We start from the raw sequence: 22,732 nt of genomic DNA on the forward strand, positions 1-22,732 counted from the left end.
CACTATTTTGCTTTGATATCTTTTGTATAAAACGTCTCTCTGCACACGACAAAAAAATTATCCCCACCCAATTTTCATAGGTTTAGGGGTTAAAAAGCTAACTAACTGTCGAAGTACAGTCTTATCATTGTTAAAAAACACCAAGCGCAGGCCCTCAATCAACACATCCAGGCCAAGCACAAACAAACTGGCTTGAGGTCGAGCGTTTGACTTCAACTTGCGTTTTAACGGCTTATCTTTGTCTTTATAAATACCGACATGATAAGCCCAACAAAATGCTAAGGCGTTCACTGCGACTAATTTACTGACCCGATCAAGATGGGTTAAGTGGGTATCTTCAAGATTAAAGCCACGCCCCTTTAAACAAGCAAATAAAGTCTCAATCTCCCAACGCTTAGCATAGCTTGTCATCGCATCCACTGTTTCTAGTTGATTGGTTGCGACAATCACTAAACCATAGTCTTTATCACGCTTGGCAAATACTCGAACCAAACAACCATCGACAGTCAGTATTCGCCCATGTCGATATGTTTCTTGATGGCTAACATGGCGCAATAACTCTTTAATCTGTACCAACTTGCCATGATGATTCTTAACTTTACTGTTCTTCTTAATCCGTATGGCAAAGGGTATGTGATTATTGGTGAGCCAGTTAAACCATTTTTCGCCAACAAACTCTCTGTCCGCTACTATCATCTCAAGGTTATCTTTGCCAAATTGTTTGATAAACCGCTCAATAAGTTCACAGCGTTCAAGATGGTTTGTATTACCTCGCTTATCTAGCATTTGCCAGTATAAGGGGATGGCTATCCCTTTATATACCACCCCTAGCATAAAGATGTTGAGGTTACTTTTACCCCATTTCCAGTTGGTGCGGTCAATGGTTAAGGTGACTTTGCCTAGCCCAAATAGTCGATATATCATTAAAGCTAATTGATCGTAGTCTATCCTCGCTTCGGCAAAAAATCGCTGTAGTCTGCGATAGTGGCTGTCGGTCTTGCCACCCTTAGGGAGGTGTCTTGCTATTTTTTTTAAGATTACTGCTTTGAGCAGTAATCAGGGCTATTATCATTAGGCTCAAACATGTGATTCTTGCCTTGTTCATACTCAGGTTTTGGGTTAAAGTTTCACTAAGTCTGTTAAAGTTTGGCATGGTCTGATTCGTCTTAAAAATCACTATTATGCCTTTGCTTTAACAGACTTTTTTGTTTTTTTTGTCGTGTGCAGAGAAAACGTCTACTCTTTAGGCACAGGCGATTGTCTGTAATGCGGCAGTCTCTTGCTGTGTGACAGCTGTCTGTTCACCTGTGCTCACTGGGCTGATGGCAGCATTATCACTGTCTTGATTTTCAAGCTTTGATTGACAATAAGCTGCCCCAAATATCAAATCTTGTTTAACGCTTGAAATATCAATTTGCTCATTAATCAGCTTACTATAAAAAGTGCCATCGCCAGTTTCTCCATACAACACAGCCCCAATTAAATGGTCCGCCTTCACAAATAGGCAGTGGTACTGATTATCCTCAATGTGTCTATAAACAATCTGCTCTACGACAGCCAGCTCTTCGTCATCAAATTCAATTTGACCTGATGAGAATACAGCAATGCCTGAGACCTTAAGTTTTAATGCCAATGGTACGCTGACAAAAGGAGACCAATTTGATTCTATCGCAGGGTGCGTTAGTACTTGAATTAGGCTATCTACGTGTTGATTGACAGACGATACCATGCCAAAAAGCTCGTCATTAATTTCGACACATTCGCCAATGGCATAGATGTTCGGACAACAGGTGTGCATGTTCTCATCTACCACTATGGCTCGATTCACCTCAATACCACTATCAGCTGCCAACTGAGTATTCGGAATAATACCGACGGCCATGACTATAAAATCAGCGGCCAAAGTACGGCCATCTTTTAGACTTAGACCCACGACTTCATCAGCGTCGTTTACCTCAATGGTGGTCGATGCAGCAGACACCTCAAGCCCAACACCACGTCTGACCAGCTCTTCTTGCAGCATCAGTGCAGCCGGCAAGTCTAACTGACGGTTTAGTACATAATCATCGACATGGATCACCGTCATAGCAGCCCCCTGCGAAGATAAGGCACAAGCTGCCTCTAGGCCCAGCACGCCGCCGCCAATCACTAAGCCTGTCTTACCTTGTTTGGCATACTCACTTAGCAAATCAACATCTGCCACGTCCCGAAATACGTGAACGCCTTTGGCTTGGTGATTTGGAAAAGGGATAACCCGAGCAGTTGAGCCCGTTGCAATGACCAGCTTGCCATAACTGAAGCAGTCACCATTGTCTAAGGACAACTGTTGATTGTTGGTATCAATTTTATCGACACCCACTGCCGCTAGAACATGAATACCTAGTCTTTCATAGTCCCCTTTATCATACAAATAGGTGTCTTCAAATGAGGTCTCGCCTGCCAAGACTGGAGATAGCATGATACGGTTATAACCCACCTCAGACTCTTTACTAATTAAAGTGATTTTAGGCGCTTTATTTTCCTGAGTGTTGTTGCTGTGATGGCCATTGCTGTGCGTGTTACTGTCATTTTGCTGCCAAACAGTGGCTAATTTAATGGCTAAGCGACTGCCTGCCATACCGGCCCCGATAATAACCACACCATTAGCTGAGTCGTTATGCTCCTGAGCATTTATGGCTGATGAGCGTATCGTGGGGCTGGCAGTTTCGGGAGCTGGCATGAGAGACCTTAGCCACTTAAGCGGCAGTTGAGATAATTATTACCCATTATGTTCTCAACCTAAGTGCTTAGATGGCTCATGTAGACGCATCGAACTAGAGACTAGGCAGGAATTTAATCAGTAAAAAAAGGATGACTATGCCTTGTAACAAGCAAATACTATGCCACACCAATAAAGGGTTTCTTTTGATAAGCGGTTCAGGATCAGATAATGAGGCGCTGTTATCTGGATTAAAATCTTGTAAGAATTCACCAATTGCTTGGTGACGAACGTTGGTATTGCGATGAAGAGCACGCAGTAATGCTTGCTGACTGGTGGCTGGTACTTGTTTTTGACGCAGTAAATTGGCAGGTACCACTAAGACAGCAGAGGCTGACATGAGCATTTGTGAGGTGAAGGGACGATGACCAGTAAGCAGCTCAAAGCCGATGACAGCAATTGAAAACAAATCTGAATGCACCCCTTTAGGGGCATCTGTGTAATATTCTGGTGCAGCATAATGCAGGTCGCCTACCGGAGGTCTAGTGTTGTCTTTAAGAATTGAAGAAGCGACCGACCCAAAGTCAATCAGCTTCACCGCGCCTGACTTGGTCAATAAAATATTTTCGGGTTTAATATCTTGATGCAATAGATAGTTACGGTGCATGGCCCGTACAGCCATACCAATTTTGGTCAACAAATCATGGGTCTGCCACACATCACAAGGACCATTGCGCTCCATAAACGCTCGTAGGCTCTCCCCTTCTATGTACTCAGTCAAATGATATAGATATATGGAGCTGGCAGGTACCGGATAGTAACGTAATAATCCTGACTCCCCAAGAGCTGAGCCACCTAGGGCTGTTGTGGTCACTTCAACAGAAGTTGTGGTCGCACCTTTCGTCTTTAATGGCGGCATGACTTGTTGGATTAGGTTGGGATTGGTCTGATTGTAAGCAGCTTCTCCAGCGCGCCGATGCTTTGATAAACTCAGCCCAATTTTACGCTCTTTTAAAAAGCTGCGCAGATACTCTCCGTCATCCACAGCTCTTAGGCTGGGTGACTTTAAAACATACTCATGACCTAAGCTATCTTCTACCAAATACACTTCACTGCGGGCGGTTCTAGCGATGATAGAGGTTACCTCAAAGCCGTCGATACTGTCCCCAACCCGCAGGCCAGTTGGTAACTTATATTGAATGGGTATATGACTTTTTTTGTTGCGAGCATCCATGAATATTTCGCCGTCATTATTCATCCCTTGTGTATTGCTGTTAATCTTAATCGCTGATGCGAGTCCCATGCCAAGCATAATGATACTTAGATTATCATTGCTGCCTTCAGCATACGCATGTTGACAAAGCTGATGGCTTAAATGCCAATGCTTTAAGTCATGCCAATTAGGTGTATTTTCTAATTGAGTGGCCGCTGCACTAAACTCAAATTGCATCTCTATCGGGTCAATATGTTCATAAACCCCATCTGTCATCAACGCCAAATATTCATTTTGGTGCATGGTAAACACCGTTTGCTGTAAATCTACGCCGGTATCTGCACCAAGAGCTGCTGATAATGCACCTTTGTCCTGCCCATGATGAATGCGATGATCTTCGCTCAAAACCACCATACTGTCTTTACTGAGACGATAAATTCGTGAATCGCCTGTATGGAATAGATGCACTCTATCACCAATGCACAACACCCCTGATAATGTGGACAATAATGGTGCAACACGTTGATAGGACTGTGAAAAATACATTGAATCATTGGCTTTAATGACGGCTGACTTAATAATACCAGCCACACTTTCGTCATCAAAAATCTGTTTGGATAGGTGTTGATTAAGCTGCTGTTTTTCAGCTAACGCTTGATTGTAAATATGATTTAGGCCTTTTATGACATAGTCAGTCATGATCTCAACCGCCAATCGGCTGGCTTGCTTAGGGAATTGACAGGCACTAACCCCATCAGCCAATACGCACAGCACAGGCAAATGCTCTGGCTTGAGGCTTAATTTGTGCGCTTGATTTTTATTTTGCAGCTTGATTTCATCTAGATGATTTAATAAACACGTACTGATCAGTAGACTGTCTTGATTTTCCAACTTGCGCCCAGCCATGCTATAAAAATCAAACCACCATCCTGCGGATTGATTAGGCCTACCCTCAGCGGTGCAGGTAGCAGCTTGGGCTTTGATCTTATGGATAGGTTTGGCAGATACTGTCTTAAGGGTAGCCACTGGTCATCCTTTATTAAGTTTTGAGCAGTTAGTGTTTATGTTGCTAAGTTTTTTATTTATTGCTCATTCATTTAAGGCTTAGCGCTTACGTGTTTAACCTGATAGCTATCGAAGCAAGTGGCTTATAGAAGCAAGTTGAGGTATAAAACCTATACGCCGGCTTTATACCTCATTTTAAATCTCATTAAAATACAGCTTAACGTTTTAAATCAATGCTCTCACTTGATATCAGCTGATATTTTCCACTCAAAATCTAATAGATGTCTCCATTAGGTCACACTAATTTCAGCAAAGGTGCCATCTGGCATCTCTTCTACGATAACACCTGAAGGCTCTTTTAATAAGAATAAAGCCAAAAATCCAATCACGGCGGTGACTGCGATAACCATAAAGAAGGTCTGATAAGAAACTAGGCTTAGTACAGTAAGATAAACCACTGACCCTACGTTACCATAAGCGCCGGTCATACCCGCAAACTGCCCTGTCATGCTGCGTTTGATCAAAGGAATGACCGCAAATACAGCGCCTTCACCCGCTTGCACAAAGAATGAGCAGAACATAGTAATTAAAAGGGCTAAAGCAATGGGCCAAGTTGAGTCAACAATACCCATTAAGAAATACCCCACTGCCAGACCTGCCGTTAAAATAAGTAAGGTACTTTTACGACCAAATCTATCACTTAACCAACCACCACCAGGACGAGACATTAAGTTCATAAAGGCATATGATGACGCCAATAGACCTGCAGCAACCACAGATACCTCAAAGGTTTCTAAGTAGAAAAGGGGCAACATAGACACCACTGCCAGTTCTGAACCAAAGGTTGCAAAATAAAGAATGTTTAACACGCCTACTTGTTTAAAATCATAACGCTGTGACTCTGGTACTTCGGTGGTGAATACCTCTTTATTAAAGCGATAGCTACTCACAAACTCATAAACATACAGTAAAGCCAGACCGATATAGATAAAGTTTACTGCGCTTTGGCTAAGTAAGCTTACGCCAGCGGGAGACAGCTTCCAGGCTAGAAGTGCTAGAGCCAAATACATAGGCAATTTAAAAATCATCATTAACCAGAAGTCACCCTTTGAGGTTACTGCCATGGCACCAGATTTTTTTGGTTTGAAATAGGTTGAGCCTTTTGGGGTATCGCGTACGAATTTATAAAATAATATGCTATACAAAGCCATGACGACGCCAGATGTGGCACACGCATAACGCCAGCCTTCATCACCGCCAAACCAAGCAGCAAAACCGATGGCTATTGTCGGTAATAACATGGCTGCTGCGGCAGAACCAAAGTTACCCCAACCGCCATAGATACCTTCTGCAGCACCTAGCTCATTGGCAGGGAACCAATCGCTGATGAGACGAATCCCGACGACGAAGCCTGCCCCCACGAACCCTAGAATAAAGCGCGATAAGGCAAGTGTTGTATAGTCTTGAGCAAATGCGAAAGTAAAACAAGGTATCGCACCAAGCGCTAAAATGCAGGTGTAAACGATTCTGGGCCCAAACTTATCAGTAAGCATTCCTATAATGACTCGTGCTGGAATGGTTAAAGCCACGTTTAAAATAAGTAAGGTTTTAACTTGTTGTTTGGTTAGATCCAAGGTCTCTCCAATCGCGGAGAGAAAAGGAGCATGGTTAAACCATACGAAAAAAGTGAGGAAAAATGCCATCCAACCTAAATGAAGGATTTTATTTTTACCAGCGAAGGATAAGACATTGAGTTTTTCCTTGCTAGGTGGCACAGGGGTTGCGGACGACATGCTTTGCTTCCTTGTATGAATAATAGTCTGTAGTTAACGCTTTAGTTGCAGACGGCTTTACATTAATTTATTAATTCAAATAAAATAAAAATAAAAAACAAATTAACAGTTACTTAATGTAATTGGTTGCAAGCTCTGTGCCAGGTACTGATTTAATTCCCCAAAGCATGTGCATCTGTGCGCATACACCGCTCTTATTCCCCACACTCTTATAGATGTTATTCACTCGATTTGTATTTTAAATTCATAAAGTGTCAGCTCTGGCATGATTATTGAATGTATTACGGTAGGCACTAAGTGGCTTTCACTTTAATAAGTGATTAAAAATAGCTACTAGACACCCACTAAAGGACACATTCATGATTAAGGCAAATATGAGTAATATAAATAGTAAACAAAAAAACAAACCTAACCTTGTTGTGGTCGGTAACGGCATGGTGGGGCATCACTTTGTAGAGAAGGCCATTGAACTTGGCTTAAACACCACCTATGACATTCATGTCTTTGCTGAAGAAGATCGCCCAGCTTATGATCGTGTCTATTTATCAAGCTATTTTGAACATAAAGATGCCACCAAGCTAAACCTAGTGGATATGGCTGACTATGATGCCACTGGGATTCATCTGCATCTAAATAAGAAAATTGTAGATATTGACAGCGAGGCTCATACCCTGACCGTAGAAGGCGGCGAAAGTGTTGAGTATAAAAAGCTAGTTTTAGCAACCGGCTCATACCCGTTTGTGCCCCCTATTGAAGGTGGTGATCATGCTCATTGTCATGTCTATCGTACCATTGCTGATTTGGATGATATTCTTGAAACCGCCCAAAAACCCAGTGCTAAAAAAGGGGTGGTCGTCGGTGGCGGGTTGTTAGGGCTAGAGGCTGCCAAAGCATTGGTAACCTTGGGGCTTGATACTTACGTGGTTGAATTTGCCCCTCAGTTGATGGGTGTTCAGTTAGACCCTGCTGGTGGTGAAATCCTAAAGAAGAAGATTGAAGCATTGGGCGTTACCGTATTAACGGGAAAAAACACCAAAGAAATTGTTCATAACCGCAGTGTTTCCTTACACCATGACATCCATCAAAAAGACAGTCAAAATGAGGTGCATCTAGAAAAAGATACTTTCTTAACCATGAAGTTTACAGATGATACCGAACTAGATACCGATTTAATCTTATTTAGTGCCGGCATCCGTCCGCAAGATGGCATTATGAGAAGTAATCCTGAGTGCGGAGTCACTTTAGGAGGCCGTGGTGGCATCTTAATCAATGATCATTGTCAGACCAATAATGAAGATATCTATGCTATCGGTGAATGTGCAGTTTGGGACAATAAAGTCTTTGGTCTGGTCGCCCCTGGTTATGCCATGGCCAGTATATGTGCCGCTCAAATAGCGGGTGACACTGAGCAAACCTTTACTGGCGCAGATATGAGCACCAAGCTTAAATTAATGGGTGTTGATGTGGGCAGTATTGGCGACGCTCATGCCACAACTGAGGGCAGCCTAAGCTACATTTATCAAAATCCCAATGAAGGCATCTATAAAAAGCTGGTTACCAGTGGCGATAATAAAAAGCTGCTGGGCGCTGTCATGGTGGGTGATACCGAAGACTACAATAATTTATTGCAGTTATTCTTAAATGACATCGACCTTCCCGCTCATCCAGAGAGCTTGATTTTACCCAATGTTGAAAAACCCTCAATGGGCATTGAAAACCTTCCTGATACAGCTACCATTTGCTCTTGTTTTAATGTATCTAAAGGTGCCATTTGTGGTGCGGTTGAAGACGGGGCTTATTCACTGGCAGATGTCAAAAGCTGCACCAAAGCAGGTACAGGCTGTGGCGGCTGTGCCCCTATGGTGAAAGACGTGCTGGCTTATCAATTAACCGACCTTGGCTTTGAGGTCAATAATGATCTGTGTGAGCATTTTTCTTATTCTCGCCAAGAGTTATATGGCTTAGTACGTGTTAAAGGCATCAAAACCTTTGATGATTTATTAACACAGCACGGCACAGGCCGTGGTTGTGAGATTTGCAAACCTGCAGTGGCTTCCATTTTATCGTCTTGTTGGAATGACTATGTCCTTAAAACAGAGCTTGCGCCGCTGCAAGAAACCAACGATTACTACTTAGGCAATATCCAAAAGGATGGCACCTACTCTGTTGTGCCGCGTGTGGCTGGCGGCGAAATTACCGCTGATAAACTTATCGTATTGGGTCAAGTGGCCAAAGACTTTAACCTTTATACCAAAATTACCGGTGGTCAACGGGTTGATTTATTTGGGGCACGGTTAGAACAATTGCCTGATATTTGGGAGTGCTTAGTAGAGGCAGGCTTCGAAACTGGCCATGCTTATGGTAAATCACTGCGTACTGTTAAGTCATGTGTTGGTGAGAACTGGTGTCGTTATGGTGTGGCCGATAGCGTCGGCTTAGCCTTAACTTTAGAGAACCGATACAAGGGGGTGCGCTCACCGCATAAAATCAAAATGGGGGTTTCCGGTTGTACCCGAGAGTGTGCCGAAGCCCAATCAAAAGACTTTGGGGTTATTGCTACCGAAAATGGCTGGAATTTATACGTGGCCGGTAATGGTGGCATGGTACCTCGTCATGGAGAGCTATTCGCCACCGATTTAGACACTGAGACCTTAATCAAATATATCGACCGTATCACGATGTTTTACATCAAAACCGCGGATAAGTTACAGCGCACCTCAAAATGGCGTGAAAGCTTAGAAGGCGGATTAGAGTATTTACAACAAGTTATTATCGAAGATAGCTTAGGTATTGCTCAAGAGCTTGAAGATCAAATGCAGTTGTTGGTTGATAATTATGTCTGCGAATGGAAAGAAACCATTACTGACAAAGAGAAGTTAAAACGCTTCCGTCATTTTGTTAACAGCGAGCTAGGTGATGACAATGTGGTATTTGTGACTGAACGTGAACAAATTCGCCCTGCGACTGAGCTCGAAAAAGAAGCGGTAGAGGCCGTGGTTTAATCATCCTAATTACACCCAAGCCACTATTTTTTATCCAGCTTTTATCCAGCTTTTTATCCAACTGTTACGCTCACCCGACTAAAAAAGGACGTCATTATGACCATTCAACTTATCTGTACTTTGAACGATATTATCCCTGAAGGCGGCGTTTGTGCGCTCATAGAGGGCAAACAAGTGGCTATTTTTCGCACCAAGGACAATCAATTATTTGCCATTGATAATCTTGACCCTTTTAGTAATGCCAATGTCCTCTCTCGTGGTCTGATTGGGGGCACTGTTGTCAAGACTGAGCTTGAAGATGGTAGCGTGTCAGAAGACGAGGTCATCTATATCGCCTCACCCATCTATAAGCAACGATTTGATTTGGCCACGGGACAATGCTTAGACGATGAAACCGTAAAATTAGACTCATACGAAGTCAGCCTTGATGGCGATCAGGTTATGGTCAGTCTAAAAAATGCCATGGCGGCCTAATTTTGTCCAAAACATGACCATTTAATCTAACAAAAAAGGATAAAAGACAGGCTTTTATCCTTTTTTATTTTAGGGCGTTTATGATAAAAACCCTATGACTGAGCCTAACTTAAATATACTTACTGAACAATATAAGCCCGAAGCGCCAGCACCTTATCACGTACTTTTGCAGCATCCTCAAACTTAAGCTCACGGGAGAATTGTTTCATCTGCTTCTCTAACCGATTAATCTCTTTGGCCAGCAAGTCTGGACTACGTAAGATTTCAATATCCACATCCGGCAAGCCACTGCTACTTGGAATTGGCTGATTGTCATTTACATCCTCCTCTACCTCACCAGTATCAATCTTATCGGTAATACTACGGGTGGCAGATTTAGGCGTAATGCCATGCTCTTTGTTAAAGGCAATTTGTTTTTCGCGGCGACGATCTGTCTCTTCAATCGCCTTTTGCATACTGGGCGTAATTTTATCGGCATATAAAATAGCCTTACCGTTTAAATTACGAGCTGCCCGGCCAATGGTCTGAATCAACGAGCGCTCTGAACGCAAAAACCCCTCTTTATCGGCATCAAATATGGCCACCAGTGACACCTCAGGCATATCTAGACCCTCGCGTAGCAGGTTAATACCGACCAACACATCATGCACACCGGTACGCAGCTCATGGATAATTTGCATCCGCTCCACAGTATCAATATCAGAATGCAGATAAGCCACTTTGACATCATACTCTTTTAGATAATCGGTTAAATCTTCTGACATACGCTTGGTCAAGGTGGTAATTAGCACCCGCTCATTGACGTCACGGCGCTTGGTAATCTCTGATAACACATCATCAACTTGGGTTAATACAGGTCGAATCTCAATCTCAGGATCAATAAGACCGGTTGGACGCACTACCTGCTCTACAATTTGTTCACTGTGTTCAAGCTCATATTGCGCAGGCGTTGCTGACACAAAAATTGTTGCCGGTTTAATTCTTTCCCACTCTTCAAATTTCATTGGACGATTGTCCATGGCACTGGGCAAGCGAAAACCATAATTCACCAAGTTCTCTTTACGAGAACGGTCACCTTTATACATGGCTCCGATTTGGGGCACAGTGACATGTGATTCATCGATGAAAAGTAGCGCATCTGGAGGAATATAATCAAACAAGGTAGGTGGCGCTTCGCCGGCAGGACGACCCGATAGATGCTGCGAGTAGTTCTCAATGCCGTTACAGTAGCCCAGCTGCTGTATCATCTCTAGATCGTACTGGGTGCGCTCTTTAATCCGCTGAGCTTCAATTAACTTGTCATTGGCTCTAAAATATTCCAATCTGTCATCAAGCTCGGCTCGAATGGTCTTACTGGCGGCCTCTAGTTTTTCACGCGGCGTCACATAGTGAGATTTTGGATAAATGGTAATGCGCGGCACACTACGTACAGTCTTACCCGTTAATGGATCAAACCAACTGATTTTTTCAACCTCATCATCGAACATACTAATACGCACTGCCAATTGCTCAGATTCTGCAGGATAGATATCCAAAAGCTCGCCACGTAAGCGGTAAGTACCCCGCTCAAAATCAAGCTCATTACGGGTATATTGCAGCGCAACCAATCGCTTAATTAAGGCATTGCGGTCTACCACATCACCCACAACAATGTGCAACAGCATTTTTAAATAACTCTCTGGGTCACCCAAACCATAAATGGAGGACACTGAAGAGATAATTATCGCATCACGGCGCTCTAGTAAAGCGCGAGTCGCAGACAGTCGCATTTGGTCAATGTGATCATTAATGGCACTGTCTTTTTCAATGAAGGTATCACTGGCTGCGACATACGCCTCAGGCTGATAGTAATCATAGTAACTGACGAAATACTCTACGGCATTATTAGGGAAAAAGGACTTAAATTCTCCATACAACTGGGCGGCCAATGTCTTATTATGCGCCATAATAATGGTTGGACGCTGTGTTTCACTAATCACTTTGGCCATGGTATAGGTTTTACCAGAGCCAGTCACCCCAAGCAATAACTGGGCATCCATGCCAGCCTCAACCCCTTTTACCAGCTTTTCGATGGCTTGTGGTTGATCGCCAGCAGGCTCAAAGTCCGTTACCATTTCAAAAGCGCGGCTGGAAATCAGGGTACCGGAGGCATTAACCCCTGTAATCTCAGCTTCGTCTTGCAATTGAGTGGCCAATTGATTTAATTGACGTGAAGATCTAGGTTCAGGCATTCGCATAATAATTGTCTTTTTTGATATCGGTGTTTGTTGCCTCTAATATGGGGACAAAAGTGTGCGTTTTAAAGCCCTGCGCTTCAGCAAATTATCCGCCATAGGCCCATTACCCTGATCTATTTATTCTCATAAAATGGATATGCTGAACCAAAAAAAAGAGCCACTTAATCAAGCCGCTCTTTTATTGATAAACAATAATTTTAGTTAAAAGACATCTTTAAAGATCTGTTTGATCTGCGGTAGCATCTGCTCTAGCTCACCGCGCGTTTGCTGCATCTCTTCCTCACTGGGTAGGGCAGCTTGCAGAAAATCAGCACTCACCTTAGGATTTTTTGCCAAGATGCTTTGACCCACTGGGGTGTCATAAAAGCCAATTTGCGCCTGTACTTCTTGCTGGGTGTAATGGGCTCGTGCAGCGCTGATATAAGCAGCCGTCAGCTCTTCACGACTGGCTGTACTGCTCATCCGTGTCCCTAAGACTTTGCCATACTGAGCCAATATCCCTTGTAAGCCTTCAGCCAATTCCCGTTGACGCTTATTAAGACCAGCTGTGTCATTGGCCGCTTTATCTTCTTGGCTATTTAGGATATCTCTCGCAGCTTGCTGACCATTCACAATGGCATCGATTTGATCATCAATGTGCATCACTTGCATCAATTTAATAACTAAAGCCTCAGAGGGTACCTGATTGCTCTGAGCCTTTTGAAGCTGCACGTCATGCGGCGCTTGTGAGTCAACGGGCTGAGTGGCGACCCCTTGATTGGCCGCACTGCTACCTGTACTACTAATAATCAGCTCAGCTTGAGCAGGTATCACTGAAGCGGCTGCCATAGCGGACACCAGCACTACCCTCAGTAGCGGCTTAGATGCCGATGTTAAAAAAGGATGAAAAATTGACATAAATAGTCACCTAATTTTTATTACAAATTCTAATTATTACAACATCCAAGCCCCATTTTATGTGTCGGCTGCCCAGCGTACTACTGACAGTGCGTTACAGCATCTTACCGCTCATTACCGCTCACAGATGGCGGCTATTTTAAGATAGCGTCCAAGTCTTTTATCAGCTTTGGCATTAATTTTTCACTCGTGGCATTGGTCACCTGCATCACCTCCGGCACAAGCACTTTCATATACTCTTGCATCAGTTTAGGCTGCTTATCGAGTATGCTTTGACCGACCTCTGTACTATAAAAAGCGATTTGCGCATCAACCTCTGCTTGCGTGTAGTGCTTTTTTGCCACACCAACAAACTGTTTTTGAGCCACATCTAGCAAAACCTGATTGGTATCAGCAAGCAGCTGCTGAGAATACTGGGTCAACACCCGGCTCACCTCTTGGCGCTGCTGATCGGTCATTTGTGCTAAGTCTTTTTGCTTTAATGCAGACTCAATAATAGGCGACATCATCTCACTTTGAGTGCTCGACATAGATTGCATCATATCTGCCATACGAGTCACTTCAAGCAGCTTAATCAATGAGGCTTCTGAGGGCACCTGTTGAGCATGACTAAGCGTCTTTATTGAGCTTGGCGCCGTCTTGCTCGCTGAGCTATTGATGGTTAATTCAGCATATGCTGGCGTCACTACCATCAGCACCACACTGGTCACTGACACTAAGCTTTGAGCCAATATTTTTTTCATTAAGTATCCCTTTACGCTTTGGTTTTATAAGTTGAGTCTATCCATTTAAAGTTATTTTGGCTCATTGTATTGATCACTGGGCTTAGCTGCGCCCGATAAATTGCCCGCAGACTCTACGCCGCAGCCAGGACGATTGGCCTGCTCTAGACGCATTTTTTTGCGCTCAATCGCAGCATCAAAGCGGCACTGCTGCAAATGGTTCTTAATATCTAGAGGCGGCACAGGTGTGGGCTTACCATTTTCATCCACTGCCACCATCGTAAAATAACAACTGTTGGTGTGGCGTACTGTTCGCTGCTGGATGTTTTCAGCCTCTACACGTATTCCAACCTCCATCGAGGTTCTGCCCACATGATTAATATTGGCAGCAAAAGTGACCAGCTCGCCCACATAAATTGGCTCTAAGAACATCACCTGATCCACCGATAAGGTCACCACATAACTACCACTATAGCGACTGGCGCAGGCATAAGCCACCTGATCGAGCATTTTTAGCAAATCGCCACCATGTACATTACCAATAAAGTTTGCCATATCGGGGGTCATTAGCACCGACATATACAATTCATGTTTAAGCGGAGCGCTTACTGCTGTACTTGAGGTATTAATTTGTGACATAGGATTCCTTTTTTCAAAATAGATGGACAAACAAATCAGCCTTTTTTTGTTAATGATAACAAGCAAAGCTCTCTACTCTAGCTTACCGTCAATTCTGACATCAAAACAGGTCTTAACTTAACACTCATCGGTTACTTTTTAGTCAATTTGTGTCAAAAAGCAGCCAAAATATAAAAAAATGACAAAAACTTGAATTTTTTTTGCAAAAAGGGTTGACGCCTAAATTTTATCTGCTAGAATACGCCCCACTTAACGCAAACAGCTTAACACATAAGCACGTTAACCCAGCTATTCCCTAATAGCTCAGTTGGTAGAGCATCGGACTGTTAATCCGTGTGTCCCTGGTTCGAGCCCAGGTTAGGGAGCCAAATTCTAGCAATACATTTATGGCAATATGCCAAAGTCCTTATCTTAAATGATAGGGACTTTTTTTTAGCCGAAGTGGCAGGTATGGTAATTAGCATTGGCTAACGACGCTTGTAAATTTTGCGGTTTAAGTTTTCAATATATTGCAGTAGGCTTTGTCATTTAATGCTCGCTGCTGGATGCCAGTTGACCGTCAGGGTAAAAAAAAGCATCTTTTTAAAACAAAGTAATAAATTTGCGCTATATTTATCAATTTATTCACTTTTTTTTGATTTAGTGCTTGACACCCACCCCGACATTGTCTAAAATACGCATCACTTAGTTAAGACCACTTCTTAAAAAGAAGTATCAATTAAGTTCTTCCCTAATAGCTCAGTTGGTAGAGCATCGGACTGTTAATCCGTGTGTCCCTGGTTCGAGCCCAGGTTAGGGAGCCAAATTTTAAAAGGCTTTACCTCTTTATAGCACCACATGTTAAAGCCTTCAGGAAGTCCTAATCTTTGATTAGGACTTTTTTTATGGCGTTTATATTTATTCCAGCTTGATGCTGACGGGTTACCCCTGCTTCTGACTATCAGGCGTATGGATAGCTGTTTAATATATTGCCCATCTTATGCTATTTATTGCCTTAAGGTGTTGTTTTGTAGGCTATCTTGTCTAAAGCTTGATAATTTAAGTTTTGGCTTAAGATAAGTTATAGAACGGCAAAACTGCCAAGTTAGCACATAAGTTTGTGTTAGCTTGTAATTCCCCTATAATAAATAGACTTATTTAACCAAAAAGAACTGATATGGCTATGATCCCTCCACATATTCGCAATAAATTCTCTGACCATCCACAAAAGATCACCCGCCCTATTAGCATTCGTCTTTCAGAAGAGATGATTACCTTGCTAACTGAGACGGCTCAAGAGCATGGTTTTAAACGTATTCAGGGTTTAATTCGACTCTATATCCGTCAAGGCCTAGATAGAGATAATGATGGTTATACCTTGGCTGATGATGAGGTATTTATCGAAAAATTACGCGCTAATGGCGTGAGCGCCTCTATCATCGAAAAAGCCATTATTGACACTCACAGCAGCTTCAAGACCAAAGGCTTACTCGAAGAGCAATTAGAGCCAAAAAAATAGCCTTGATACCTTTTGAGACCTAAAATCAGTAGCGTCTTGAACTTTTTTTGTAGAAATTAAAAAATAGTGCTTGCAATACCGCCAAAACACTCTATAATACTGCACCTACGGAGTCGTGGCAGAGCGGTTGAATGCACCGGTCTTGAAAACCGGCAAGGGTTCATAGCCCTTCGAGAGTTCGAATCTCTCCGACTCCGCCAGATACCAAAAAGCCCACTTAATTAAGTGGGCTTTTTTTTTATGGCCATAACTTATACCTAAAATGCGATGTCCAAAATAAGAAAGCAAACTGTATAGACGCCCCATACAAAAATAATTGCTCAATAAATCAATAATCTGCCATTACACCCTTGCATTCAAAAAAAAATTCATTATAATAGGCGACCTACTGGAGTCGTGGCAGAGCGGTTGAATGCACCGGTCTTGAAAACCGGCAAGGGTTCATAGCCCTTCGAGAGTTCGAATCTCTCCGACTCCGCCAGATACTAAAAAGCCCACTTAATAAGTGGGCTTTTTTTATGTGTTGTATCCTCTACTCTTGTTGCTTATGTCATTTATCGTTTACGGGCGTGCTTGCTGCAAATGCAAACACATGTCTAACAAGCGATTGGCATAACCCCACTCATTGTCGTACCAGGCAAAGACCTTAACCTGACTCCCCACTTGCATTAGCTGCTGGCCATCTATGATCAGTGACTCAGCCTGATGTATAAAGTCGCTGGAGACTAAGGGTAGGTCAGTATAGCCCATAATGCCATATAGGCTACTGCCTGGCTCACACGCAGCTTTTAGCACCGCTCTCACCTCCTCTAAGCTGACACTTGTATCAAAGACTAAATTGACATCAATAGCGGCGACATCAATGGTTGGAACCCGTATCGAATGACCATTAATTTTGCCCAACATATGCGGTAAAGTGCGCTCGGTGGCAGCAATGCTGCTTGAGGTAGTAGGAATAATATTGTGCCCTGAAGCGCGCGCCCTACGCTTGTCTCGATGTGGCTGATCTAATACGTTTTGATCGGCCGTGACCGCATGGATTTCAGTCATCATTACCGACTGCGTACCAAAGGCTTTATCTAGCACATAAATTAGCGGTACCAACGCCTGGGTGGTGCAAGAGACACTGGAGATAATGGGCAAATCACGCGTCAGCTCAGCATCATTGACACCCATCACGATACTGGCATCGACCTTATCAAAAGGTGCAGCGCCCACAATGACCTGCTTGGCGCCAGCAGTTAAATGGCGACTGGCATCTTCATACGACCGAAAATGACCGGTACACTCTAATACCACGTCCACACTCAGTGCGCTCCACGGCAAGTGCTCCGGCTGTTCGGTACTTAATAGGTCAATACAATACGTGGTGTTGTTTTTGGATAAACACAACTGATTGGCTAAATGGGCGCTATTGATATTAGTGGCGTGATGATTGGCCTCAGCGCTCAGTACCTCACCGCTTACATCAATATTTTTATCAATTGATTTGATACTGGCACTCACCCCCAATCGGCTTAATCGGCCATGGGTGCTGTCAAATTGTAATAAGTGCAGCAATGTATCGACATCGGCCACATCATTGATGGCCACAATGTGTACCAATTTGCCCAGTACCTCAAAGCGCTCAAGTAAAGCGCGCAGTACATTACGGCCAATACGACCAAACCCATTAATCGCAACACGCAGCGGTCGATACTCGCCGGTATCATCCTGCGATGGCTGGGTAAGAGGATACAAAGAAGCGCTTGAAGCGGACAGCTCTAAGCTTGGTGCGGCAAAAGAAGACATAACAACCACTTAATATTAAATACACAATAAGGAGGGATCACGCCAAGCTCAGACCCATCAGAGCAGACAGGACTTGATGAATAAATACGCTGATCCCTCCATGAATCAATCAATAAAGACAAGCGCTAAGCGGATGGTATTATAATCTATTTGCTGTTTTAAATACTCATAGATAGGACGCAGTTTGATACGCTGTTTATCAAAGTCATCCCCGCCCTTCACGCTTTGAGTGCTGTCATCAGCTGCATTAAAATCATTAGGATCGCCAGCAGCAACAATGGCATCCACCGCTTTACTGACTTTATTTAAGATTGCCTCATCTGGGCGCAAATGCTCACAGTTTAAGCTTGGATCTTGGCGTCGAAGACGCGCCACATGCCCCATAATGGTCGACTGAGCCAGCCCTCGACTTTGAGCAATCTCAGCAATGCTTAAGCTCTCCTCTAGCAAGATACGAGTGGCCATTAAGGTACTCTCAGAGTGATCGCTTAATTGATTGCTTAGCTTGTCTTTTTGAGCCAGCTTTTGCGCCTGCTTTTTTTTGCGGTTTTTATACTCTTTTTCAAAGGCGGCAATATTGGCCTTATTTAACGTGCCGCCTGAGGCAATCACAAATCTTTCATGCGACTCTTGTAGTACCTCACGCTCGATATCTTCAAAGGCTTGCTGCGCCTCTAAAGACAGATCCTTAAAGCGTGAATCCGCCCCACGTGCTAAGGGGTCTAAGCGTAAACTTAAATCATTCATACCCAATAGCTTTAGACCCTCAAGCGATTTTAAGCGAGATAAGGCCACATAGCCTTGACCCAGCTCAAAAGTCTTGGATAAATCGATTTCGGCAGCATCTAGTGTCATGCCTTGTGATTTATGGATGGTAATGGCCCAAGCCAGCGTCAGGGGGATCTGAGTATAACTGGCTAAAATCTCGCCGCTCTCATCTTCAACTATCCACTCCTCGCCCTCAGCGATCACCTGCCGGCCACTATTAAGTCGGACAATAGGATAGCGATCAGTAGAGACTAAGGGCTTATCAGATTCATTGTGCGCCAACGCCTCAGCATCCTCTAACGTTTCTAGAGCCTCATCTAGGGCTTCTGCCGAGCCATCCTCATCTGCGCTGCCATCATCAATGGTCGCTATGCTCGACTTGAGCGGTTTGATGGTGGTAAATCCAATCAATTCGCCCATGGTGCCGTTTGACACCCCAAGCTCGCTATTATTTTTGATGAACATCACTTTAGCACCCGTCTTTAGGGTCAGCTCATCACTGGTACGCACTGATTTCTTTAGGGTTTCTACCAGTTTATTATCACCATGAGCAATGGCATTGTAGGTGACGGTTTCGCCCTCTAACAATGCCAGCTCATGCTCATTGATTTTATTAACGTTGACGTTATGAGTATATAGCCGAGTACGATTGACATCGACATCTTGGTAAAAGGTGTTTTGCAAGGCTGCAATGGCCGCAGCGGATACCCCGTTTTCACCTCGAATTTGATTGAGAATATTATCCAGTGTGATTTGAGCATCTTCTCCTTCACCGCTTTGTTGACGATGCTGTTCGCTCAGATAACAAATCTTAAAGCCGGCATCTAGCCAAGCTTGCGACATAAATGCAAACTTATCGCGGTTACTCTCACCTCGGCTGCCCACAGGCGGCAGCTGAAAAAAGTCACCGGCCACCACCACCTGAATTCCCCCAAAGGGCTTATCGTTTTGGCGCATGTGCTTTAGGACTTGGTTGACTAAGTTCAACTGCTTGGCATGCAGCATAGAGATTTCATCAATAATCAGTACCGCCGTTTCTTGCAGTCTATCTTTGAGCACTTTTTTGCGAGATAAATTCACCAAATCACGCTCAGTTAGCTCATCTTTGATGCCAATCCCTGACCAGCTATGGATGGTGATACCGTTCATATGGGTCGCAGCAATGCCGGTACTGGCTGTGGTGGCTACTGGCACACGGCGCGCCCGTAGATAATGGATATACTCATTTAGCGTATAGGTCTTTCCTGAGCCTGCAGAGCCGGTCAAAAATACATTCTTGCCCGTTTTTAAAATATCCAGTGCGGTCGCTTGTTTCATGTATGCTGTCTTTTATGTATCAATTAAATAAGAAAAAATGGTCAAAGGCTAAATATAACAAAGCCACAACAAGGGTGTGTGGCTTTTTATCATAGCATCTGATGACCTAAATAACAGCCCAATTAAGGCCGTAATTGGTGAAAAGTCATAAAGCAGTTGTCGCCGTCTTTGTCGATACACCAACGCATCTTGCTTTGCTCAGGCTGATAATCGACAAACGCAATAATCGCCTCACCTTTTTGATCCACTTGTCTGCCAGAGCAGTCTGGCTCATTGTTGTCATAAGTGGTGGTAATGGCAATAATTGGTAGCCCCTCTTCTTGATGCTGATACACATACTTGCCATATGTCCACTCAGCCCCACTGGTGGTGATTAGGGCACTATCAGCGCCAAAGTTATAGCGCTCTCGGCAGCTGTCTTTAGCCAATAAATCCTGACGAGCTTGTACATCACCGGCGGCGGCCGCTTGGCTTTGAGCCTTTGCTAAGGCATCATCGGCCGCTTGGCTGGCGCGGCTAGATTCCTTAATGGCAGCAAGTAAGTCTTGCATCTCTTTGCTTTGTACTGGTTTTACCGCACTGTCTTTTGTGTCAGCAAAGTCAGGGGTAGCTTGCAAATCAAGCTCCCATAAGCCCGCAATCTCAGGACTGGTATGGGTACTAATTACGGCTTCTTCTACAGTTCCGTTGGTTCCAGTAAATGATGACAAAACCGAAGCCACAGTTAACGGTATGAAAGATAGTGATTCCATATTTGAGTTATATCCTTTTTAATATGTGCTTTCAGATTAAGCAATTTTTAAGCGCATAACAAGGCAACAATCGTTAACTTTGGTTTTTATACGTCAGTTAATGTCGTTTTTGATGTCGAGATGATTGATATCTGAGGGGTCAATTGAGCGGTCAAGGTACTCATTGAATGATTTTGTAAATGTTGCATCAAGCAGCTTTGATTTATTTTTGCTTAGGCTATTTTTTAGTAGACCACCAAGACAGCTTATGCTTTATGGTGCGCTTGACAGTGAATGGCTGCTTGGGAGCTTTTGCAATTAATTGATCAAACAGCTCCGGCTCGATATATCTTGCACCACCATGGGCCATCATCACTTGCTTTGGTCGAAGTTGTTTAATCATCTCGAGCGACTGCCGGTAACGCTTCGGCCAATAAACGGGCATTGGTGCGACGAATTTATGACGCAGCTTGACAATTAAATCTGCGGTATATACCACTTCAAGCTCAGGATGATAAAGGGATAAGTCGCGGTCGGTATGTCCTGGGGTAGACATCACTTGCCAATCCTCAAAGCCTGGTAGCCTATCGCCCTGTTTTACCTGAATGTCTGGGGTCAAATATGCCGGATACCACAAGTATTTAAGCGGCTTACCTAAGCGTCTGGCCACATAATAAGCCAGGCCGATATCAATCACATGCATCGCACGCCCATGAATACCCTGATACCACTGGGTATTATTGTCTGAGGAGACAATAACGCAGCCGGTCTTTTGCTTAAAGCTTAATGCCCCACCTGCATGATCCACATGCATGTGGGTAACCACCACCATTTTTAAATCAGTAATGGGCCGCTTGAGCTCATTTGTTATATAACTTAATACCAAAGACACATCACAGCGGCAGCCACCATCTAACAGCAGCAACTTGTCCGGATAGACGGCCAAATACAAGGTTTGAATGTGCCCATCTAGCTGAATAATATTCGGCAAACTCATAAAACATCCTTATTCATCATCACATACACGCCATCGCTTATGGCCAGCTTCTCATAGTAACACAAACACTTTTTTGGCTTTACGGCTCAGTTTGACTGCCTTGACCAAATTAGATAATGCCTGACGCGATGCCTTAAAAAAATAAGGCCGTGCAATACTCAAATAGGTATTGCACGGCCTTAGCGTTAAGCTCAATCACAGCGTATTAACGCATAATTTATCGACTTAACCTTGCTAAATCACCACCAGCAAACTAGCCCATACCAAGCTCAATTAAGCTGGCATTACCACCGATGGCGGTGGTGTTTACTGTCTTCACACGCTCACTGCAAAAGCGCTCCAGATAATCTGGCGCAAACATTTGGCTAAGCCCTTCAAGATCAGTGACCGGCACCAACTGGGTTAGTATGCCATCCGTTTCGGCAAGGTTTTGGCCGATTTGCGCCAGCTGTGGTAGCGACCCTGCAGCAGCAATTACCGCCAGACGGCTAATGTGTAGCAACGTGGTCAGCTCTGAGTCATTGGCAATACTCATTACCCCAGGATAGACACCGGCCTCTTGCAAGGCAGCAATTGCTTGCTCGCATACCTGCTGCTGCTGAAAACGTAAAATCACCTCGTTACCCGTCAGCAATACAGCCACAAGCTGTCCCAAGACAGCAGTGGCTGAGGCTGATTCGGTGCCAAGCACCATAGATTTGCCACGTGGAGCCAAATACAGATCATTCGACTCACCAGTAGCACCGCTTAAGCGATTTACCGTATCAAGCGACGCCGCTTGCGCTAATAGATGATTAAATAAATAAGTGGCCTTAACACTATCTTCACTAAGCGCGGCTAATTTGTCACAGGCAGCGGCCAGAATTTGACTGCGTTTGACCGCACCAAGCTGTGCCCAAGCTTCACACTGCTTGGCTTGATCTTGTTTAAATACTTTACTCATGAGCGTT

16 protein-coding genes and 4 tRNA genes are annotated in these 22,732 nt (G+C 43.9%); 7 read left to right on the top strand and 13 right to left on the bottom strand.

The genetic code is table 11. From position 1 onward, the window contains the following. Positions 1-57 precede the first annotated feature (57 nt). The 4 genes from MN210_RS08110 to MN210_RS08125 form a co-directional block, all read right to left on the bottom strand. Positions 58-1,053, bottom strand: a complete 996-nt coding sequence (locus MN210_RS08110) for an IS4 family transposase (RefSeq protein ID WP_338412830.1) — start codon at positions 1,051-1,053, stop codon at positions 58-60. 190 nt (positions 1,054-1,243) lie between these two features. Next, the gene (locus tag MN210_RS08115) at positions 1,244-2,719 is read right to left on the bottom strand and encodes an NAD(P)/FAD-dependent oxidoreductase (RefSeq protein ID WP_338412024.1); all 1,476 of its coding nucleotides are present in this window, start codon (positions 2,717-2,719) and stop codon (positions 1,244-1,246) included. 94 nt (positions 2,720-2,813) lie between these two features. Beyond that, a complete protein-coding gene (locus MN210_RS08120; RefSeq protein ID WP_425605649.1) occupies positions 2,814-4,817 on the bottom strand; it encodes a bifunctional protein-serine/threonine kinase/phosphatase in 2,004 nt (667 codons plus the stop codon). Positions 4,818-5,206: 389 nt separating this feature from the next. Continuing rightward, on the bottom strand, positions 5,207-6,709 hold the full coding sequence (locus MN210_RS08125; protein ID WP_110816715.1) for a NarK family nitrate/nitrite MFS transporter: 1,503 nt from the start codon (positions 6,707-6,709) through the stop codon (positions 5,207-5,209). A gap of 359 nt (positions 6,710-7,068) precedes the next feature. On the opposite strand from MN210_RS08125, the gene nirB reads away from it, so the two are divergent. Beyond that, entirely contained in the window at positions 7,069-9,711 is a 2,643-nt protein-coding gene (nirB, locus tag MN210_RS08130) for a nitrite reductase large subunit NirB (RefSeq protein WP_338412026.1), read from the top strand. Positions 9,712-9,807: 96 nt separating this feature from the next. Beyond that, positions 9,808-10,185 (top strand): nitrite reductase small subunit NirD, encoded by a 378-nt coding sequence (gene nirD / locus MN210_RS08135; protein ID WP_155587623.1) that lies wholly within the window; start codon positions 9,808-9,810, stop codon positions 10,183-10,185. Positions 10,186-10,304: 119 nt separating this feature from the next. On the opposite strand, the gene uvrB is transcribed toward nirD, so the two are convergent. From uvrB to MN210_RS08155, 4 genes are all read right to left on the bottom strand, one after another. Further along, on the bottom strand, positions 10,305-12,422 hold the full coding sequence (gene uvrB, locus MN210_RS08140; protein ID WP_155587624.1) for an excinuclease ABC subunit UvrB: 2,118 nt from the start codon (positions 12,420-12,422) through the stop codon (positions 10,305-10,307). A 201-nt stretch (positions 12,423-12,623) separates the two neighbouring features. After that, on the bottom strand, positions 12,624-13,319 hold the full coding sequence (locus tag MN210_RS08145; RefSeq protein WP_155587625.1) for a DUF2059 domain-containing protein: 696 nt from the start codon (positions 13,317-13,319) through the stop codon (positions 12,624-12,626). A 134-nt stretch (positions 13,320-13,453) separates the two neighbouring features. Further along, on the bottom strand, positions 13,454-14,062 hold the full coding sequence (locus MN210_RS08150; RefSeq protein ID WP_338412027.1) for a DUF2059 domain-containing protein: 609 nt from the start codon (positions 14,060-14,062) through the stop codon (positions 13,454-13,456). Between the two features lie 51 nt (positions 14,063-14,113). Next, the gene (locus tag MN210_RS08155; protein ID WP_011960779.1) at positions 14,114-14,680 is read right to left on the bottom strand and encodes an acyl-CoA thioesterase; all 567 of its coding nucleotides are present in this window, start codon (positions 14,678-14,680) and stop codon (positions 14,114-14,116) included. 292 nt (positions 14,681-14,972) lie between these two features. On the opposite strand from MN210_RS08155, the gene MN210_RS08160 reads away from it, so the two are divergent. From MN210_RS08160 to MN210_RS08180, 5 genes are all read left to right on the top strand, one after another. Continuing rightward, positions 14,973-15,048, top strand: a tRNA-Asn gene (locus MN210_RS08160). Between the two features lie 359 nt (positions 15,049-15,407). Continuing rightward, a tRNA-Asn gene (locus tag MN210_RS08165) sits at positions 15,408-15,483 on the top strand. A gap of 359 nt (positions 15,484-15,842) precedes the next feature. Beyond that, on the top strand, positions 15,843-16,178 hold the full coding sequence (locus tag MN210_RS08170; RefSeq protein WP_041773710.1) for a CopG family transcriptional regulator: 336 nt from the start codon (positions 15,843-15,845) through the stop codon (positions 16,176-16,178). A 109-nt stretch (positions 16,179-16,287) separates the two neighbouring features. Further along, positions 16,288-16,378: transfer RNA gene (locus tag MN210_RS08175), tRNA-Ser, on the top strand. A 190-nt stretch (positions 16,379-16,568) separates the two neighbouring features. Beyond that, positions 16,569-16,659: transfer RNA gene (locus MN210_RS08180), tRNA-Ser, on the top strand. 80 nt (positions 16,660-16,739) lie between these two features. On the opposite strand, the gene MN210_RS08185 is transcribed toward MN210_RS08180, so the two are convergent. The 5 genes from MN210_RS08185 to MN210_RS08205 form a co-directional block, all read right to left on the bottom strand. Then, positions 16,740-17,969, bottom strand: a complete 1,230-nt coding sequence (locus MN210_RS08185) for a type I glyceraldehyde-3-phosphate dehydrogenase (RefSeq protein ID WP_338412028.1) — start codon at positions 17,967-17,969, stop codon at positions 16,740-16,742. Positions 17,970-18,074: 105 nt separating this feature from the next. Then, the gene (gene pif1 / locus MN210_RS08190; protein WP_338412029.1) at positions 18,075-20,054 is read right to left on the bottom strand and encodes an ATP-dependent DNA helicase Pif1; all 1,980 of its coding nucleotides are present in this window, start codon (positions 20,052-20,054) and stop codon (positions 18,075-18,077) included. A gap of 122 nt (positions 20,055-20,176) precedes the next feature. After that, positions 20,177-20,806, bottom strand: a complete 630-nt coding sequence (locus tag MN210_RS08195; RefSeq protein ID WP_338412030.1) for a hypothetical protein — start codon at positions 20,804-20,806, stop codon at positions 20,177-20,179. A 217-nt stretch (positions 20,807-21,023) separates the two neighbouring features. Continuing rightward, positions 21,024-21,782: an MBL fold metallo-hydrolase gene (locus MN210_RS08200; protein WP_011960784.1), complete on the bottom strand. Its 759-nt coding sequence runs from the start codon at positions 21,780-21,782 to the stop codon at positions 21,024-21,026. Positions 21,783-22,035: 253 nt separating this feature from the next. Next, positions 22,036-22,725 carry a 1-pyrroline-5-carboxylate dehydrogenase gene (locus MN210_RS08205; RefSeq protein ID WP_241878208.1) on the bottom strand — a complete coding sequence of 230 codons (690 nt, stop codon included), beginning with the start codon at positions 22,723-22,725 and terminating at the stop codon, positions 22,036-22,038. Between the last annotated feature and the right edge of the window lie 7 nt (positions 22,726-22,732).

Origin of the sequence: Psychrobacter raelei, assembly GCF_022631235.3 — a bacterium.
GTDB lineage: Bacteria > Pseudomonadota > Gammaproteobacteria > Pseudomonadales > Moraxellaceae > Psychrobacter > Psychrobacter raelei.

What these genes read in the sequence shown, in the direction of transcription:
- MN210_RS08145 (WP_155587625.1), bottom strand. Translation starts at nt 13,319, where the DNA reads ATGTCAATTTTTCATCCTTTTTTAACATCGGCATCTAAGCCGCTACTG.
- MN210_RS08115 (WP_338412024.1), bottom strand. Translation starts at nt 2,719, where the DNA reads ATGCCAGCTCCCGAAACTGCCAGCCCCACGATACGCTCATCAGCCATA.
- nirB (WP_338412026.1), top strand. Translation starts at nt 7,069, where the DNA reads ATGATTAAGGCAAATATGAGTAATATAAATAGTAAACAAAAAAACAAA.
- MN210_RS08155 (WP_011960779.1), bottom strand. Translation starts at nt 14,680, where the DNA reads ATGTCACAAATTAATACCTCAAGTACAGCAGTAAGCGCTCCGCTTAAA.
- uvrB (WP_155587624.1), bottom strand. Translation starts at nt 12,422, where the DNA reads ATGCGAATGCCTGAACCTAGATCTTCACGTCAATTAAATCAATTGGCC.
- MN210_RS08205 (WP_241878208.1), bottom strand. Translation starts at nt 22,725, where the DNA reads ATGAGTAAAGTATTTAAACAAGATCAAGCCAAGCAGTGTGAAGCTTGG.
- MN210_RS08120 (WP_425605649.1), bottom strand. Translation starts at nt 4,817, where the DNA reads ATGGCTGGGCGCAAGTTGGAAAATCAAGACAGTCTACTGATCAGTACG.
- MN210_RS08170 (WP_041773710.1), top strand. Translation starts at nt 15,843, where the DNA reads ATGATCCCTCCACATATTCGCAATAAATTCTCTGACCATCCACAAAAG.
- MN210_RS08195 (WP_338412030.1), bottom strand. Translation starts at nt 20,806, where the DNA reads ATGGAATCACTATCTTTCATACCGTTAACTGTGGCTTCGGTTTTGTCA.
- MN210_RS08185 (WP_338412028.1), bottom strand. Translation starts at nt 17,969, where the DNA reads ATGTCTTCTTTTGCCGCACCAAGCTTAGAGCTGTCCGCTTCAAGCGCT.
- nirD (WP_155587623.1), top strand. Translation starts at nt 9,808, where the DNA reads ATGACCATTCAACTTATCTGTACTTTGAACGATATTATCCCTGAAGGC.
- pif1 (WP_338412029.1), bottom strand. Translation starts at nt 20,054, where the DNA reads ATGAAACAAGCGACCGCACTGGATATTTTAAAAACGGGCAAGAATGTA.
- MN210_RS08125 (WP_110816715.1), bottom strand. Translation starts at nt 6,709, where the DNA reads ATGTCGTCCGCAACCCCTGTGCCACCTAGCAAGGAAAAACTCAATGTC.
- MN210_RS08150 (WP_338412027.1), bottom strand. Translation starts at nt 14,062, where the DNA reads ATGAAAAAAATATTGGCTCAAAGCTTAGTGTCAGTGACCAGTGTGGTG.
- MN210_RS08200 (WP_011960784.1), bottom strand. Translation starts at nt 21,782, where the DNA reads ATGAGTTTGCCGAATATTATTCAGCTAGATGGGCACATTCAAACCTTG.